Here is a 12,970-nt window from a genome sequence, read left to right as displayed (position 1 = left end):
CATGCTCGGCGCAATGCACCCGCAGGCGCTGCGCATCGCCGCACTGCTGCGCGAACGCGGCGAAAAGCTCGCGGTGGCGGACGGGGCGACCGGCGGGATGATAGCCGCCTCGCTGCTCACCGTGCCGGGGGCGCTCGATTTCTTCGTCGGGGGCGGGGTGGTCTATTCCTTCCGCGCGCGCGACGTGCTGTTCGCGCTTCCCCGCGATGCCTACGAGGGGATGCGCGGGGCGAGCACGGACTATGCGCTGCTCCAGGCCCAGGCGATCCGCGACAATTTCGGCGCCGACTGGGGCCTCGCGGAGAGCGGCTCGGTCGGCGGATCGACCCACCCGGGCGGCGCGCCCGCGGGGCGCAGCTGCGCCGCGGTGGTCGGCCCCGACGGATTCGCATTCACCCGGCTCACCGAGACCGGCCGCGACGACCGCATCGCCAATATGGAAGCCTTCACCCGCGCCGCGCTGCAGGCGCTGGAGGAGGCGCTGTCGCGCTGATCAGTCGTTGGGCATGATGTGGATCTCGCGCACCGCCGAAGTCTTCGGCTGCGCGAGCGCGAAGACCACCGCATCGGCGACATCCCCGGGCTGGATCTTGTCGCGCTTGGGCTCGTCGAAGAAGGGCGTGTCGACCATGCCCGGCGTGATCACCGTGCAGCGCCCGCCCCATTCGCGCATTTCCTCCGCGAGATTGCCCGCCAGACCCTGCACGAACCATTTGGTCGCGCCATAGACCGAGCCCTTGAGATGGTCGCGCCCGGCCTTCGACCCGGTGACGACGAAATGCCCCCGGGTCTTGCGCAGGTGCGGCAGGGTCGCATGCGCCGTTGTCAGCACGGCGAGCACGTTCAGATGGATCATTGCGTGCCACTCGTCGGGATCGCCCGTCTCGATACCCGGGCTGGAAACCCCCGTTCCGGCATTGGCGAAGACCGCATCGAGCCCGCCGAAGCGCGCCACCGCCCGCTCGACCGCGCGCTCGAGTTCGTCGCGCTGCGTGATGTCGCAGGGCAGCGCCAGCGCGCTCGCGCCGATCTCGCCGGCGAGATTCTCGAGCCTGTCCTTCGAGCGCGCGAGCAGCGCGAGGTTCCAGCCTTCGGCAGCGGCGGCGCGCGCGGTGGCGGCGCCGATGCCGCTCGACGCGCCGGTGATGAGCAGGGTTCTGGGCATGGGGTCTCCTTGGCGTTTTCGCTTCGCTGGAAGAGCGTCCCCGCCATGCGGAAGTTCCCTCGCGGGACATGTCGTTCCTGTCCTCGCATCGCCGCGCGGAAATGGTTATGACGCGCGTACAGGGACTTGGCAGGGGGGACGCCATGATCGCAGTCTATCGACGTACCATGCGAAAACGCGCCGATGCGCGCGCCGTGGGGACCGAAGGCAAACGTTGGGTTCGCTCGTGGATCAATGTCTATCGCACCGAAACCGAAGCGCGCGTGCCCGCCGACGAGGCGCGCCTCGGCAGCCTGATCGGCGAGGGACTCTACAGCTGCGTCGGCAAGTCGCACAGCTACAACGGCGTGCAGGTGGTGCCCGGCGTCACCGCGATGATGATGCGGGAGGGCGGGCTCAAGACGCTCGCCTACGATCCGGCGACCGGCAGGGTGCGGGTCGGTGCCTCGGTCTCGGTGCGCGAGCTCAAGACCTTTCTGCGCGACGAGCATGGCCGTGGCCTGCTCAATTCGGGCAATTACATGGAGCAGTCGGTGATCGGCGCGCTGGCCACGGGCACGCACGGTTTCGGCCCTCGCGCGGTGATGGCCGACAGCATCGTCGAGCTGACCTTCCTCGATGGCGCGGGCAGGCGCGTGACGCTGAAGCGCGGCGATCCCGATTTTCGCTATGTCGCGCTGTCCTTCGGCACGATCGCGCCGATCATCGAGCTGGTGCTCGAGACCAAGCCGCTCGAACCCTATGTCTCGGTCAGCTCGATGAGCCGCATGTCCAAGCTGGACGAGCTCAAGCAGGGCTCGATCGCCGCCAATTGGGCGGTCATGCCCTATACCGATCCCGAGGATCCGGTGGTGATGCTCCACGCGCTCGCCGAGTGCCACGAGGCGGAAAATCTCCAGGCGCATCCGGAACCCAAGGGCGGGAAGGGCAAGTTCGCCGCCTGGGTGCTCAAGCGCTACTACGCCCTGGACCGTTTCCTGCCCGCCTTGCGCCGCCCGATGCAGCGCTTCATCGACTGGCTCGACCTCAAGCAGAGCGAGCGGGTGATCACCGACCCGGGCGACCTCGATTTCCTCTACGACCCCAAGCCGGGGCTCAAGGAGAACCGCGCGCCGAGCATCACCCGGGGGCTCTTCTCGACCACCTACACCGGCTACAATCTCGCCTTCTTCGTCCCGCTCGAAAAGGCGCCGGCGGTGGTCAAGTTCATCATCCGCGAGGCCGACGCGCTGCGCGACCTCGGCTTCTACCTCAAGGGCATCATCTCGGTGCGAGAACTGCCGGGCACGGCGGGGCCGGTTTTCGCTGCCAACGCCCACCGGCCGGTGGCTGCGATCGACCTCTTCGCCGACCCCCGCGACTATGCCTGGCTCGAGCGGCTGCAGCGGCTGGTGATGCATTACGAGCCGGAGACGCGCCCGCATTTCGGCAAGAGCGCGCTGGGGCCCGATTTCTGCTCCGCACTCGACGACAATCATCTCGCCGAGCTGATGCGCATCCACCGGCAACATTATCCGCAAGGGCGGCTGATGTTCTCCGAACGCGTGCGGACGATGCTCGGCGTCGGGCGTCCGCTGCCCGGAGAATCGGCGGCGGATGCGGGCTTCGCCTGAGCGGCGCCAGCGTCAGGAAGTGAGGGGTTCGGCCGGCGCGGGGTCGGGTGCGAGCGCGACCGGGGTGGCGGCGACGAGGCCATACCCGATATGCGCCCAGGCGCGCTCGTGGAAGAAATAGAGCACCAGCTTGGTCGCCACCTCCAGCCCGCCGATCGAGGCGGCGGTGGCGACGTTGCCGGTGAAGAGCCAGGCGAGCAGCGTGGTGTCGAGCGAGGCCAATATGCGCCAGGTCGCGGTCTTGGTGGTGCTGCGACTATAGCTTTCGCGGCGCCGGTTGCCGGTGTGGCTGGTCCCCCAGCTGGTCCATTCCCAGAACCGTTCGTGCAGATAGTAGAGCACCATCTTGGTCGCGACTTCGGTCAGCGCGATCATGCTGGCCGCGCCGAGCGCCTGGCGCGAAGTGTGCTCGAGCCCGACCAGCGGTCCGAGATAGGTGATCAGCAGATAGGACAGCAGCAGCGTGTCGAGCGAGCCCACGGCGCGCCACGACACTGCCTTGGCCAGCGACCTGCGACGCGTGGCCTGATGCTGTACCGGGAGCGCGGCCGGCGTGTCGGATCCGGTCATCGGAGGCTCGGCGGCGGTGCGCATCACCTTGGTTTAACCGTCAACCCGGCGGTTTGTCGAGCGTTTGCGTGCGCAGGGCCGCGAGGGCGCAGGACTAGCGCACGCGGCTCCTGCGCAGCCACAGCACCGACCAGTCGCCCTTGACCAGCCGGCGCGCGAGACGGAAGCCGCGCGCGCGATAGGCGCGGCGCACGCGCGCTTCCTGCGTTTCGAGCAGGCCGGCCAGCAGCAGATTGCCGCCCGCGGGGATCGCCGCGGCGAAGGACGGGGCGAGTTCGACCAGCGGGCCGGCAAGGATATTGGCGATGAACAGGTCGTAAGGGCCGCGCAGCTCGAGCAGGGGATCGTCCATCCCGTCGGCGATCACCATGGTCAGTTCGCCTGCGCCGTCGCCTTCGGTCACGCGGTTGAGGGCCATGTTGTCGCGGACCACGCCGGCGCAGACCGGGTCGATGTCCGATGCGGTCGCCTGCGCGCGCGGCCACAGGTGCATCGCGGCGAAGGCGAGCAGGCCCGTCCCGGTGCCGATATCCGCGATCCTGCGCGCGACGATCCCCTCGCGCTTCATCAGGTCGAGCATGGCAAGGCAGCCGGCGGTGGTCTGGTGCTGGCCGGTGCCGAAGGCCTGGCTGGCGGGGATGACGAAGTCGACCATCGCCGGATCGGCCCGGTGTTCGGGGGTATGGACGTGAAATCGCCCCGCGCGGATCGGCTCAACCCCCTTCTGGCTTTCGGTCACCCAGTCGGTTTCGGGCAGCTTCTCGACCGCGAATCCGGGCGGCTCGTCCGCGAACAGCCTGCCGACGCGCTCGAGGTCGAAGGAGGTCGGTTCCCGGTCGAGATAGACTTCGAAGACCCATTCCTCGGGCAGGTGGTCGGCCACTTCCATGCCGGTCACGACCCATGTGTCGGGCCAGTCGACCGCGTCCTCATGAGCGACGAGTGCCGCCCGCGCGACGGTCTTGGACACCTCGGCGGAGATCTTCCAAGCGTCAGTCATCGCCGCGCTCCCTGGCGAGGCGCCGGTCGAGCCGCTCGGCGACGGCGGCGGCATAGGCGCGGCAGCCGCCGCGATCGACCAGCGGCGCTTCGCCCAGCAGCCGGTCGCGCATCTTCGCTGCGCTGGGGTGCGGGGCCAGGACGATGTCGCAATCGAGCGCGGCGATGTCGGCAATCCCCTTGCGGAATGCCGCGAGGAGTGCGGGATGGTCGGAGAAGCGATAGGTGTCGTCGCTGATCGGGTTCATGCTGTCGACATAGACGATGCGCTTGCACTCACCGCCTTCGCACTCCTGCCAGGTCCAGCTCGTCGCGCCGAGCGTATGCCCCGGAGACGCGATCGGCTTGAACTCGTGCCCGGCCGCGGTGATTGCGCGCCATTCGGGGTCGAGCACCTCAAGCGCGTCGTCCTCGACCGGCGAAAACGGCGGATGGCCGCTGCCCGCCTGCGGGTCATCGGTCGAGACGTGTCCCGTGCGCAGCACCGCGGCCGCCGGGGCGCTGGCGGTAACGGTCGCGCCGGTCGCCGCCAGAAACCGCGCCATGCCGCCGACGTGATCGAAATGCTCATGGCTCATGAACACGCGGCGCACATTGCGCGGGTCGAAGCCGAGGGTGCGGATATTGGCGAGGACGATTTCCGCTCCGTTTTCGGTGCCGGTATCGATCACCACATCGCCCTCGGCTCTGCCGACCACGAGGATCGCGGCGATCCCGCAGGTCCCGACGTAATAGGTATCGCCGTAGATCCGGAAGGGCGGCCCGGGCTTGTCCCATTCGTCGAAATCGGTGCAGCGTTCCGCCCACGCGCGGCGTGCAGCAGCATCCACCGCATTGTCCGGCGACGCGGCCATCTCCGCGGTCTCGGTGGTGGTGCATGCGGCCGCCATCAGCGCGAGCGCAAGCCCGGACATCCTAGCGGACATAGCTGGCCCCGTTCGCGTCGAGCGTCGCGCCGGTCAGGCTGGGCGGGGCGTCGAGCGCGCAGAACTCGATGAGCTTGGCGATCTCCTCGGGCTCGGCGACGCGGCCGAGCGGGATGTCGGCGAGCAGGCCGGGTCCGCCGCGGCTCGCCAGATAATCGCCCGCCATCGCGGTATCGGTGAAGCCGGGGGTGATGGCGAAGCTGAGGATGCCTTCGCCGGCATAGGCGCGGGCGATGCTCTTGTGCATCGCCAGCATCCCGCCCTTGCTCGCGGCATAGTGCCAATGCGCCGGCGAATCGCCGCGATGCCCGGCGCGGCTGGCGACATGGACGATGCGTCCGGGAATCCCGCGTTCCTGCCAGTGCTTCACGGCGAAGCGGCTGAGCTGGGCCGATGCGGTGAGGTTGATCCGCATCGTGTCTTCCCAGGCATCGAGCCATTCGATGTCCGACCGGTCGATCGGATTGGGATCGAACAGGCCGGCATTGTTGACCAGCACGTCGATCTGCCCGCCCGCGCGGGCGAGCGCGGCGAGCCACAGTTCCTGCGGCGCGGTGGGCTCGGTGAAATCGGCGGGGACGGTGTCGACCGAGGAGCTGTGCGTCGCCTGGCCGACGACCCGCGCGCCGCGCGCCTCGAGCGCGGCCTTGGCCGCCGCGCCGATCCCGCGGCTCGAGCCGGTGAGAAGAATGCATGTCATGCGAAGCCTCTTCGAAAAATTTGCGCAACTTGTCGAGGCCGCGCGCCTTGTCACGCACGTTCACATCGCTAAGGGAGGCACACCAATTCGTTTGAACCGGAAGATGACCATGGCCAATCGCCCGATGGCGCCGCACCTGCAAATCTGGAAATGGGGGCCGCACATGGCGGTCTCGATCCTCCACCGCATCACCGGCGACGGGCTCGCGCTGGTCGGCCTCGGCGTGCTGCTGTGGTGGCTCGGTGCGATGGCGGCGGGGGCCGAGGCCTATGCCGTCTTCGCCGAGGCGATGGGATCGCCGCTCGGCCTGGTCGTGCTGGTCGGCCTGTCCTGGGCCTTCTTCAGCCATATGATGAGCGGCCTCAGGCACTTCGTGCTCGATATTGGCGCGGGCTACGAACTCGACACCAACAAGACCTGGTCGATCCTCGCGCCGCTGCTCGGCATCCTTCTAACCGCGGGCTTCTGGGCCCTCATCCTGCTTCGCTAAAGGCAAGACCCATGGCTAACGGAACCCCCATTGGACGCGTGCGCGGGCTCGGCTCGGCGCATGAGGGCGCGCATCACTGGCTGCTGCAGCGCTTCACCGCGATCGGCAATCTGGTGCTGATGCTGTTCCTCGCGATCAGCCTCGCGCTGCTGCCCAACTACAGCTTCGGCACCGTCACCGGCTGGGCCGGGCAGACGCTGCCCGCGACCGCACTGGCGCTGCTGATCGTCTCGGTCTTCTGGCACGCACGGCTCGGCCTGCAGGTGCTGATCGAGGACTATGTCCACGACGCCGGAACCAAGTTCGGCGTCCTTGCCCTTCTCAATCTTGCAACCATTGGCGGCGGCGCCTTCGGCCTCGTCTCGATCGCCCGCATCGCCCTTGGAGGAGCCGCCTGATGGCCCGGAACGAAACCTTCAGCATCAACGGTCGCGAATATCCGATCACCGACCATACCTATGACGTGGTGGTCGTCGGCGCGGGCGGTTCGGGCCTGCGCGCCACCATGGGCGCGGCCGAGAGCGGCCTCAAGACCGCCAACATCACCAAGGTCTTCCCGACCCGCAGCCACACCGTCGCGGCGCAGGGCGGCATCGCCGCCAGCCTCGGCAACAACACGCCCGACCACTGGCAGTGGCACATGTACGACACCGTCAAGGGCTCCGACTGGCTCGGCGACCAGGACGCGATCGAATACATGGTGCGCGAGGCGCCGCAGGCGGTCTACGAGCTCGAGCACGCCGGCGTGCCCTTCAGCCGCAACGACGACGGGACGATCTACCAGCGCCCGTTCGGCGGTCACATGCAGAACATGGGCGAGGGCCCGCCGGTGCAGCGTACCTGCGCCGCCGCCGACCGTACCGGCCACGCCATGCTCCACGCACTCTACCAGCAGAGCCTGAAGTACGACGCCGACTTCTTCATCGAATATTTCGCGCTCGACCTGATCATGAAGGAAGGCGCCAACGGCGAGAAGGAATGCGTCGGCGTCATCGCCATGTGCCTCGACGACGGCACCATCCATCGCTTCCGTTCGAAGGCGGTGGTGCTGGCGACCGGCGGCTACGGCCGCTGCTATTTCACCGCGACGAGCGCGCATACCTGCACTGGCGACGGCGGCGGCATGGTGCTGCGCGCCGGCCTGCCGCTGCAGGACATGGAGTTCGTGCAGTTCCACCCGACCGGCATCTACGGCGCGGGCGTGCTCATCACCGAGGGTGCGCGCGGCGAGGGCGGTTACCTGACCAATTCCGAAGGCGAGCGCTTCATGGAGCGCTATGCACCGAGCGCGAAGGACCTCGCCAGCCGCGACGTCGTCAGCCGCTCGATGGCGCTCGAAATGCGCGAAGGCCGCGGCGTGGGCCCCGAAAAGGACCACATCTACCTCCATCTCGACCACATCGACCCCGCGGTGCTCGCGCAACGCCTGCCCGGCATCACCGAGAGCGGCAAGATCTTCGCCGGGGTCGACCTGACCCGCGAACCGCTGCCGGTTACGCCGACGGTCCATTACAACATGGGGGGCATCCCCTGTAACTATCACGGCGAAGTGATGGCAGGCGATACCAGCGATCCCGAAAAGATCGTCCCCGGCCTGTTCGCGGTGGGCGAGGCGGCCTGCGTTTCGGTCCACGGCGCGAACCGCCTCGGCTCGAACTCGCTGATCGACCTCGTGGTCTTCGGCCGCGCGACCGGCCATCGCCTCAAGGAGCTGATCACCCCGGGCACGAGCTTCGACGAGCTCCCCGCCGACAGCGCCGAGCTGGCGCTGACCCGGCTCGACCACTTCCGCTATGCCGACGGCGGCACCTCGACCGCGGCACTGCGCGCCGACATGCAGAAGTCGATGACCCGCCACGCCGCGGTGTTCCGCGACAGCAAGCTGCTTGCCGAAGGCGTCGACCAGCTCAAGGAGATCAACAAGCGGATGACGGACATCAAGGTCCACGACCGCTCGCTGATCTGGAACAGCGATTTGATCGAGACGCTCGAACTCGACAACCTCATGGCGCAGGCCAATGTCACCATGGCTTCGGCCGAAAACCGCAAGGAAAGCCGCGGCGCCCACGCGCACGAGGACTTCCCCGACCGCAACGATGCCGAGTGGATGAAGCACACCATCGCCTGGTTCGAAGGCTGGGGCGGCAAGGGCGGCGGCGTAAAGATCGACTACCGCCCGGTCCACGAATATACGTTGACCGACGACGTGACCTACATCCAGCCGAAGAAGCGGGTTTATTGATCCCGACGAGGCGCCGCTGCGCTATGCGGCGGTGCCTCGGGACCTGCGTCAGAGCTGGTCGCTCGGGTCCATCCGGCTGTGCAGCACGCGGACGACGAGAATAGTGTTACCCTCTAGTCGGTAGTAGATTCGGTGGTCACCGCTTGGCGCCCGGTGGAAGGGGCCGAAGGCGCTGTCATAGCGCGGGTGCCGCTGCGGGAAATCGCCTAGGTCATCCATCACCGCCCTCAGCGAGGCGAGATACTGGCGCGCCTGATCGCGACCCCATTGCTGCTTGGTATAGGTGGCAATTGCGTCGAGGTCGGCCTCAGCCGAAGGCAGGACCACGACATCAGGCATCGGTGTCGCTACCGAAGTGGCGCTCCATGAAGCTGTCCCAGTCGAACGGGCGCGCGGGGCCGCTGTCGAGGCCTTCCTTGAGCGCGCGGTCGAGTGCCTCGCGCCTGGCGTCCTGCGCCATATAGTGCCGCATCGCCTCGCGCACTACCTCGCTGGTGGTCGCGAATTCACCGCTCTCGACCTTCTTGCGCGCGAAGTCGGTATAGGGTTTGCCGAGGGCGATCGAAGTGTTCTTGCTGGCCATCGCTCGAGGATACCAAAAATTGGTAAAGCCGGCAATCGCGTTGACTTGAGGCAGGGCGCCGGGCCAGTTTGTGGCATGCGCAAAATCCTCCCCGTGCTGGCCATGGTGGCCAGCTTCGCCTCGCCCCTCGCCGCCCAGCTTTCGCAGCCCGAACACGCTATCGTCGCTTCGGTCGAGGATGGCTACGAAACCGATGTCGCGCTGCTCGAAAAGATCACGCTGATCAATTCGGGCTCGCACAACCATGCGGGCGTGAAGGCCGTGGCCGATGCGCTGGTGCCCGAATTCGAGGCGCTGGGCTTCACTACCGAATGGATCGACCAGTCGGCCGCAGGTCGGGCAGGGCACCTCTTCGCGCGGCACGAGGGCGCGCCGGGTAGCACCAAGATGCTGCTGATCGGCCATCTCGACACCGTCTTCGAGCCCGATTCTCCCTTCACCGGTTTCGTCCGCGACGGAGACACGGCGGTCGGCCCCGGAATCCTCGACGACAAGGGCGGGGTGATCGTTATCCTTTCCGCATTGCGCGCGATGCAGGCGGCGGGCACGCTCGACGATGCGAATATCGTCGTCGCGCTAACCGGCGACGAGGAGGATGCGGGCGACCCGCTCGAACTTGCGCGCAAGGATCTGATCGAGGCGGGGCAATGGGCCGATGTCGCGCTCGGGTTCGAGGCGTTGTCGATCCTCGATGGCAAGGATACGGGCGTCGTCGCGCGGCGCTCCTCGGGCAGCTGGACGCTCACCACCAGCGCGAAGAGCGGGCACAGCTCGGGCATTTTCGCCGAGGGCGTGGGCTATGGCGCGATCTACGAGATGGCTCGCATTCTCGATGCCTTCCGGCGCGAGCTGCCGGAAGAGAACCTTACCTACAACGTCGGCTTCATGGCGGGCGGAACGCCAGCGGAAATCGGCGCGGACGGCCTCTCCGCCACCACCACGGGCAAGACCAACATCATACCCTCGACCGCGGTCGCGCGCGGCGACCTGCGCGCGCTGACGCAGGAGCAGAACGAGCGCACGGCGGAAAAGATGAGGGCGATCGTCGCCGAGCACCTGCCCGGGACCGAGGCCGAAATCGCCATCGAGTTCCGCTATCCGCCAATGGCCCCGACCGCGGGCAATGACGCGCTGCTCGCCCGGCTCAACGCGATCAATGCCGATCTCGGGCTGGAGGCGATGGCGCCCTATCCGCCCTCGCGCCGCGGCGCCGCCGATATCAGCTTCGTCGCGCCTTATGTCGACGGGCTGGCGGGCATGGGCCCCTCGGGCAGCGGCAGCCATGCCGCGGGCGAATCGATCGACCTGCGCTCGATGGTGCGCCAGGCGCAGCGCGCCGCGATCCTAATGAGCCGGCTGGCGCAGGAGAGTCCGGCGCGATAGCCGCCCCACCGCTCGCGCGCGGCTTCAGCTTTCGATCCAGCGATCGTCGAGCGGCTTCGCACCGGCCGCAGCGTTGACGTCGGTCACTTTGACATGGACCTTCGTGTAGGTGATGCCATCGTAGCTTCCGTTCACGTCGAAGACGAGTTCGGATCCGTCGGTCGTCACGACCTTGACCTGTGCATTGTAGGGCAGGGAGATGTCGGCGCGGCCGATCGTCATTGTCGCATCGACCGTGGTCTTGGCCGGCACCTTGATCGGAAACTTCCAGGTCTCGGTCTTTTCCTCGGTGTTTTCCTGGCCGTAGGTGCCCGAAACGCTGACCTTGAAAGAGAATCCGGTCTCGGTCTGGGCGACGATCGGGATGCCTGCGGTGACCTTGTAGGACAGGGCGAATTCCATTCCCGCGGTGATCGACCAGGCTTCCTTGCGGGTCAGCTTCTTGCTCGCCTCGAACGTGTATTCCTGCGGCTCGTCGAGCTCGTTCTCATAGGTCGTCGACGCGATCGAATCAGGGCGGACATTGGGTGTTTCCAGGCCGATGGTCGGATAATTCATGTTGAGCATGACCGATTCCCGGATCGGTTTGACGAACACGAAGCCCATGCTGTCGACATCGCTCCCGGCGCGCCCCATCACGCCCACGCAAAGCCCCGAGCCGACATCGATCGGATATTCCTGCTTGAGGCCCCACTTGTTCATCTTGGCAAAGAATTCGCGGTTGCGATTGGTCTTGAACTTGATCGCGCCCAATCGCGTACCGGCGCCATTGCCCCATAGCGACATGCTGGTGATGAGTTCGCCCTTCTCGAAGGCGAATTCCTGATAGGGGCCCGAGCCGTTGCCGAATTGCTCGACCCTCCCGTTCGTCAGCCAGACCTTGACCGCCTTGATCTGCCAGCCGCCGATCCAGACGCCGATCTTTTCGATCATCGCGCCATCGGAACCGCCATAGAAGGAGAATGCCGTCCCGCCCCCTCCGCCGATGATCAGGACCCTGACATAGGGCGTTGTGGCGGAGACATCCGCAGCGAGTTTTTCGACCGCATCGTCGCGCTGCTCGTCTTCGGACGGCGCCGCCGGTGTGTGATCTGTCCACATGATCGAAATCCCCTCTGCTTATTGAAAATCAAGGAAAATGAATACCAAATTATCATCCCTAAGTAATCGAGTCGCTACTGGACTTTACACCAACACCAAGGAGTCAAAAAGTGCTTTCGCAAAATTCTATTGAGAATGTGGGATTGTAATATTCCCGTCATCGATTTCGAGGGGTTGATAGAGTCGGGAGTATTTCTTGCGGACGCTGGACTGCCGCGACGGCAGGTGTTTGCCATCGGGCTCCACTCATCTGGCGCCGCACGCGCCGGCATGACACGATGAACGTGGCGAGCCGGTCGGTATCGCGGTCTCTGAATCGACCTATCTCTCGGCGCGCGACGCGATCGCCCTTCCCGGCACCGAAGTGCACGTCTTGAGGTGCGTCGACGAGGTGAAGATCCTCAGCGTCGATACGGTGACGGTCTCTGAGCAGGGCGGCGCATTGCCGACCTGGCCGGGGCGGGTTACTCGGACGAGGACTCTTCGGGGACCGCCTCCACCCGGCGCATGTCGAGGATCTCGACCGGCTCGGCGAGCAATTGCCCCTTCATCCAGCCTTCGCCCTTGTCGGGATCGGGCGGCATGGCGTGGATCGCGTGGACCACGTCCATCCCCGCGACGACATGGCCGAACACGGCGAAACCGGCCTGCAGGCTCGGATCGGACGAGCCGGGGGTGGCGTCGAGCCCCGTCTGATCCTTGATCATGATCGAGAAGTCTCCGGTCGCACTGCCCGGATCGTAGCGCGCCATCGACAACGCCCCGTCGGTATGACTGAGCCCTGTCTCGGTGGTCGGTTCATGCGCGATCGGCGGCAGCACGCGTTCGGGGTCCATCTGCGTCCCGCCCTGCAGCAGGCCGTTGGGTGGCTCGCCCCAGTCGAGGTGCATCGCGCGGTAGAAATGCGTGCCGTCGAAGCGGTCCTCGTCGACATAGCGCAGGAAATTGGCCGCGGTGATCGGCGCGCGCTCGGTCTCGATCGCCACGGTGATGTCGCCCTTGGTGGTCTCGATCACCACCAGCTGCGTTGCGAACTCCTCCGGCGCGGCGGGTGCCTCGTCCTGCGCGAGCAGCGGCGAGGCGAGGAGCGCGAGGGGGGCGAGCAGGGCGAATGCGCGTGTCATTCATCCACCCTGATAGGGCGTTGGTCGAGAAGCAAGCGCGTTTCGCGCCCGTTCAGCCAGGCTACAGGTTTACA

15 protein-coding genes are annotated in these 12,970 nt (G+C 66.6%); 6 read left to right on the top strand and 9 right to left on the bottom strand.

All coding sequences use genetic code 11. The annotated features are described in order from the left end of the window. Position 1: 1 nt before the first annotated feature. Positions 2–493 (top strand): CinA family protein, encoded by a 492-nt coding sequence (locus tag ACN4E0_RS08625; RefSeq protein ID WP_419567149.1) that lies wholly within the window; start codon positions 2–4, stop codon positions 491–493. Here the strand turns inward: ACN4E0_RS08625 and ACN4E0_RS08620 are convergent, their stop codons facing one another. Next, complete coding sequence (locus ACN4E0_RS08620) at positions 494–1,165, bottom strand: SDR family oxidoreductase (protein ID WP_419567147.1); 672 nt, start codon at positions 1,163–1,165, stop codon at positions 494–496. It abuts the gene before it with no gap. A gap of 143 nt (positions 1,166–1,308) precedes the next feature. Here ACN4E0_RS08620 and ACN4E0_RS08615 point away from each other — a divergent pair, with 143 nt between their 5' ends. Further along, positions 1,309–2,778, top strand: a complete 1,470-nt coding sequence (locus tag ACN4E0_RS08615; protein ID WP_419567146.1) for an FAD-binding protein — start codon at positions 1,309–1,311, stop codon at positions 2,776–2,778. A gap of 12 nt (positions 2,779–2,790) precedes the next feature. Here the strand turns inward: ACN4E0_RS08615 and ACN4E0_RS08610 are convergent, their stop codons facing one another. The 4 genes from ACN4E0_RS08610 to ACN4E0_RS08595 form a co-directional block, all read right to left on the bottom strand. Beyond that, positions 2,791–3,372, bottom strand: a complete 582-nt coding sequence (locus tag ACN4E0_RS08610; RefSeq protein WP_419567145.1) for a DUF2061 domain-containing protein — start codon at positions 3,370–3,372, stop codon at positions 2,791–2,793. Between the two features lie 70 nt (positions 3,373–3,442). Next, positions 3,443–4,348, bottom strand: a complete 906-nt coding sequence (locus ACN4E0_RS08605; protein WP_419567144.1) for a 50S ribosomal protein L11 methyltransferase — start codon at positions 4,346–4,348, stop codon at positions 3,443–3,445. Then, the gene (gene bla, locus ACN4E0_RS08600; RefSeq protein ID WP_419567143.1) at positions 4,341–5,261 is read right to left on the bottom strand and encodes a subclass B3 metallo-beta-lactamase; all 921 of its coding nucleotides are present in this window, start codon (positions 5,259–5,261) and stop codon (positions 4,341–4,343) included. Before bla ends, ACN4E0_RS08605 begins: the two co-directional genes overlap by 8 nt. 1 nt (position 5,262) lies before the next feature. Next, positions 5,263–5,973: an SDR family NAD(P)-dependent oxidoreductase gene (locus tag ACN4E0_RS08595; RefSeq protein ID WP_419567141.1), complete on the bottom strand. Its 711-nt coding sequence runs from the start codon at positions 5,971–5,973 to the stop codon at positions 5,263–5,265. A gap of 109 nt (positions 5,974–6,082) precedes the next feature. Here ACN4E0_RS08595 and sdhC point away from each other — a divergent pair, with 109 nt between their 5' ends. Genes sdhC through sdhA form a run of 3 tightly spaced genes read left to right on the top strand, consistent with a single transcriptional unit; the run spans position 6,083 to position 8,705 of the window. Continuing rightward, on the top strand, positions 6,083–6,463 hold the full coding sequence (gene sdhC / locus ACN4E0_RS08590; RefSeq protein WP_221602768.1) for a succinate dehydrogenase, cytochrome b556 subunit: 381 nt from the start codon (positions 6,083–6,085) through the stop codon (positions 6,461–6,463). 11 nt (positions 6,464–6,474) lie between these two features. Beyond that, positions 6,475–6,861: a succinate dehydrogenase, hydrophobic membrane anchor protein gene (sdhD, locus tag ACN4E0_RS08585; protein WP_419567140.1), complete on the top strand. Its 387-nt coding sequence runs from the start codon at positions 6,475–6,477 to the stop codon at positions 6,859–6,861. Beyond that, positions 6,861–8,705, top strand: a complete 1,845-nt coding sequence (sdhA, locus tag ACN4E0_RS08580) for a succinate dehydrogenase flavoprotein subunit (RefSeq protein ID WP_419567138.1) — start codon at positions 6,861–6,863, stop codon at positions 8,703–8,705. The genes sdhD and sdhA overlap by 1 nt, the downstream gene beginning before the upstream one ends. A gap of 48 nt (positions 8,706–8,753) precedes the next feature. Here the strand turns inward: sdhA and ACN4E0_RS08575 are convergent, their stop codons facing one another. Continuing rightward, positions 8,754–9,044, bottom strand: coding sequence for a type II toxin-antitoxin system RelE/ParE family toxin (locus ACN4E0_RS08575; RefSeq protein WP_419567137.1), 291 nt, complete (start codon positions 9,042–9,044; stop codon positions 8,754–8,756). Next, complete coding sequence (locus tag ACN4E0_RS08570) at positions 9,037–9,288, bottom strand: type II toxin-antitoxin system ParD family antitoxin (protein ID WP_419567136.1); 252 nt, start codon at positions 9,286–9,288, stop codon at positions 9,037–9,039. The genes ACN4E0_RS08575 and ACN4E0_RS08570 overlap by 8 nt, the downstream gene beginning before the upstream one ends. Positions 9,289–9,363: 75 nt before the next feature. On the opposite strand from ACN4E0_RS08570, the gene ACN4E0_RS08565 reads away from it, so the two are divergent. Further along, positions 9,364–10,671 carry a M20/M25/M40 family metallo-hydrolase gene (locus tag ACN4E0_RS08565; protein ID WP_419567135.1) on the top strand — a complete coding sequence of 436 codons (1,308 nt, stop codon included), beginning with the start codon at positions 9,364–9,366 and terminating at the stop codon, positions 10,669–10,671. Positions 10,672–10,695: 24 nt separating this feature from the next. Here ACN4E0_RS08565 and ACN4E0_RS08560 read toward each other — a convergent pair whose 3' ends face one another. Next, positions 10,696–11,772: a jacalin-like lectin gene (locus ACN4E0_RS08560; protein ID WP_419567134.1), complete on the bottom strand. Its 1,077-nt coding sequence runs from the start codon at positions 11,770–11,772 to the stop codon at positions 10,696–10,698. A 464-nt stretch (positions 11,773–12,236) separates the two neighbouring features. Then, positions 12,237–12,896 carry a peptidylprolyl isomerase gene (locus ACN4E0_RS08555; RefSeq protein ID WP_419567133.1) on the bottom strand — a complete coding sequence of 220 codons (660 nt, stop codon included), beginning with the start codon at positions 12,894–12,896 and terminating at the stop codon, positions 12,237–12,239. Positions 12,897–12,970: the final 74 nt, after the last annotated feature.

It is taken from the genome of Qipengyuania sp. (assembly GCF_048550555.1).
Taxonomy (GTDB): Bacteria; Pseudomonadota; Alphaproteobacteria; order Sphingomonadales; family Sphingomonadaceae; genus Qipengyuania.
The sequence above is the reverse complement of the archived record's forward strand: the minus strand, read 5'-3'. Positions and strand labels throughout refer to the sequence as shown.

Bases quoted from the DNA above. Each gene is read 5' to 3' on its own strand.
- ACN4E0_RS08625 (WP_419567149.1), top strand. From the start codon at position 2: ATGCTCGGCGCAATGCACCCGCAGGCGCTGCGCATCGCCGCACTGCTG.
- ACN4E0_RS08620 (WP_419567147.1), bottom strand. From the start codon at position 1,165: ATGCCCAGAACCCTGCTCATCACCGGCGCGTCGAGCGGCATCGGCGCC.
- ACN4E0_RS08615 (WP_419567146.1), top strand. From the start codon at position 1,309: ATGATCGCAGTCTATCGACGTACCATGCGAAAACGCGCCGATGCGCGC.
- ACN4E0_RS08610 (WP_419567145.1), bottom strand. From the start codon at position 3,372: ATGCGCACCGCCGCCGAGCCTCCGATGACCGGATCCGACACGCCGGCC.
- ACN4E0_RS08605 (WP_419567144.1), bottom strand. From the start codon at position 4,348: ATGACTGACGCTTGGAAGATCTCCGCCGAGGTGTCCAAGACCGTCGCG.
- bla (WP_419567143.1), bottom strand. From the start codon at position 5,261: ATGTCCGGGCTTGCGCTCGCGCTGATGGCGGCCGCATGCACCACCACC.
- ACN4E0_RS08595 (WP_419567141.1), bottom strand. From the start codon at position 5,973: ATGACATGCATTCTTCTCACCGGCTCGAGCCGCGGGATCGGCGCGGCG.
- sdhC (WP_221602768.1), top strand. From the start codon at position 6,083: ATGGCCAATCGCCCGATGGCGCCGCACCTGCAAATCTGGAAATGGGGG.
- sdhD (WP_419567140.1), top strand. From the start codon at position 6,475: ATGGCTAACGGAACCCCCATTGGACGCGTGCGCGGGCTCGGCTCGGCG.
- sdhA (WP_419567138.1), top strand. From the start codon at position 6,861: ATGGCCCGGAACGAAACCTTCAGCATCAACGGTCGCGAATATCCGATC.
- ACN4E0_RS08575 (WP_419567137.1), bottom strand. From the start codon at position 9,044: ATGCCTGATGTCGTGGTCCTGCCTTCGGCTGAGGCCGACCTCGACGCA.
- ACN4E0_RS08570 (WP_419567136.1), bottom strand. From the start codon at position 9,288: ATGGCCAGCAAGAACACTTCGATCGCCCTCGGCAAACCCTATACCGAC.
- ACN4E0_RS08565 (WP_419567135.1), top strand. From the start codon at position 9,364: ATGCGCAAAATCCTCCCCGTGCTGGCCATGGTGGCCAGCTTCGCCTCG.
- ACN4E0_RS08560 (WP_419567134.1), bottom strand. From the start codon at position 11,772: ATGTGGACAGATCACACACCGGCGGCGCCGTCCGAAGACGAGCAGCGC.
- ACN4E0_RS08555 (WP_419567133.1), bottom strand. From the start codon at position 12,896: ATGACACGCGCATTCGCCCTGCTCGCCCCCCTCGCGCTCCTCGCCTCG.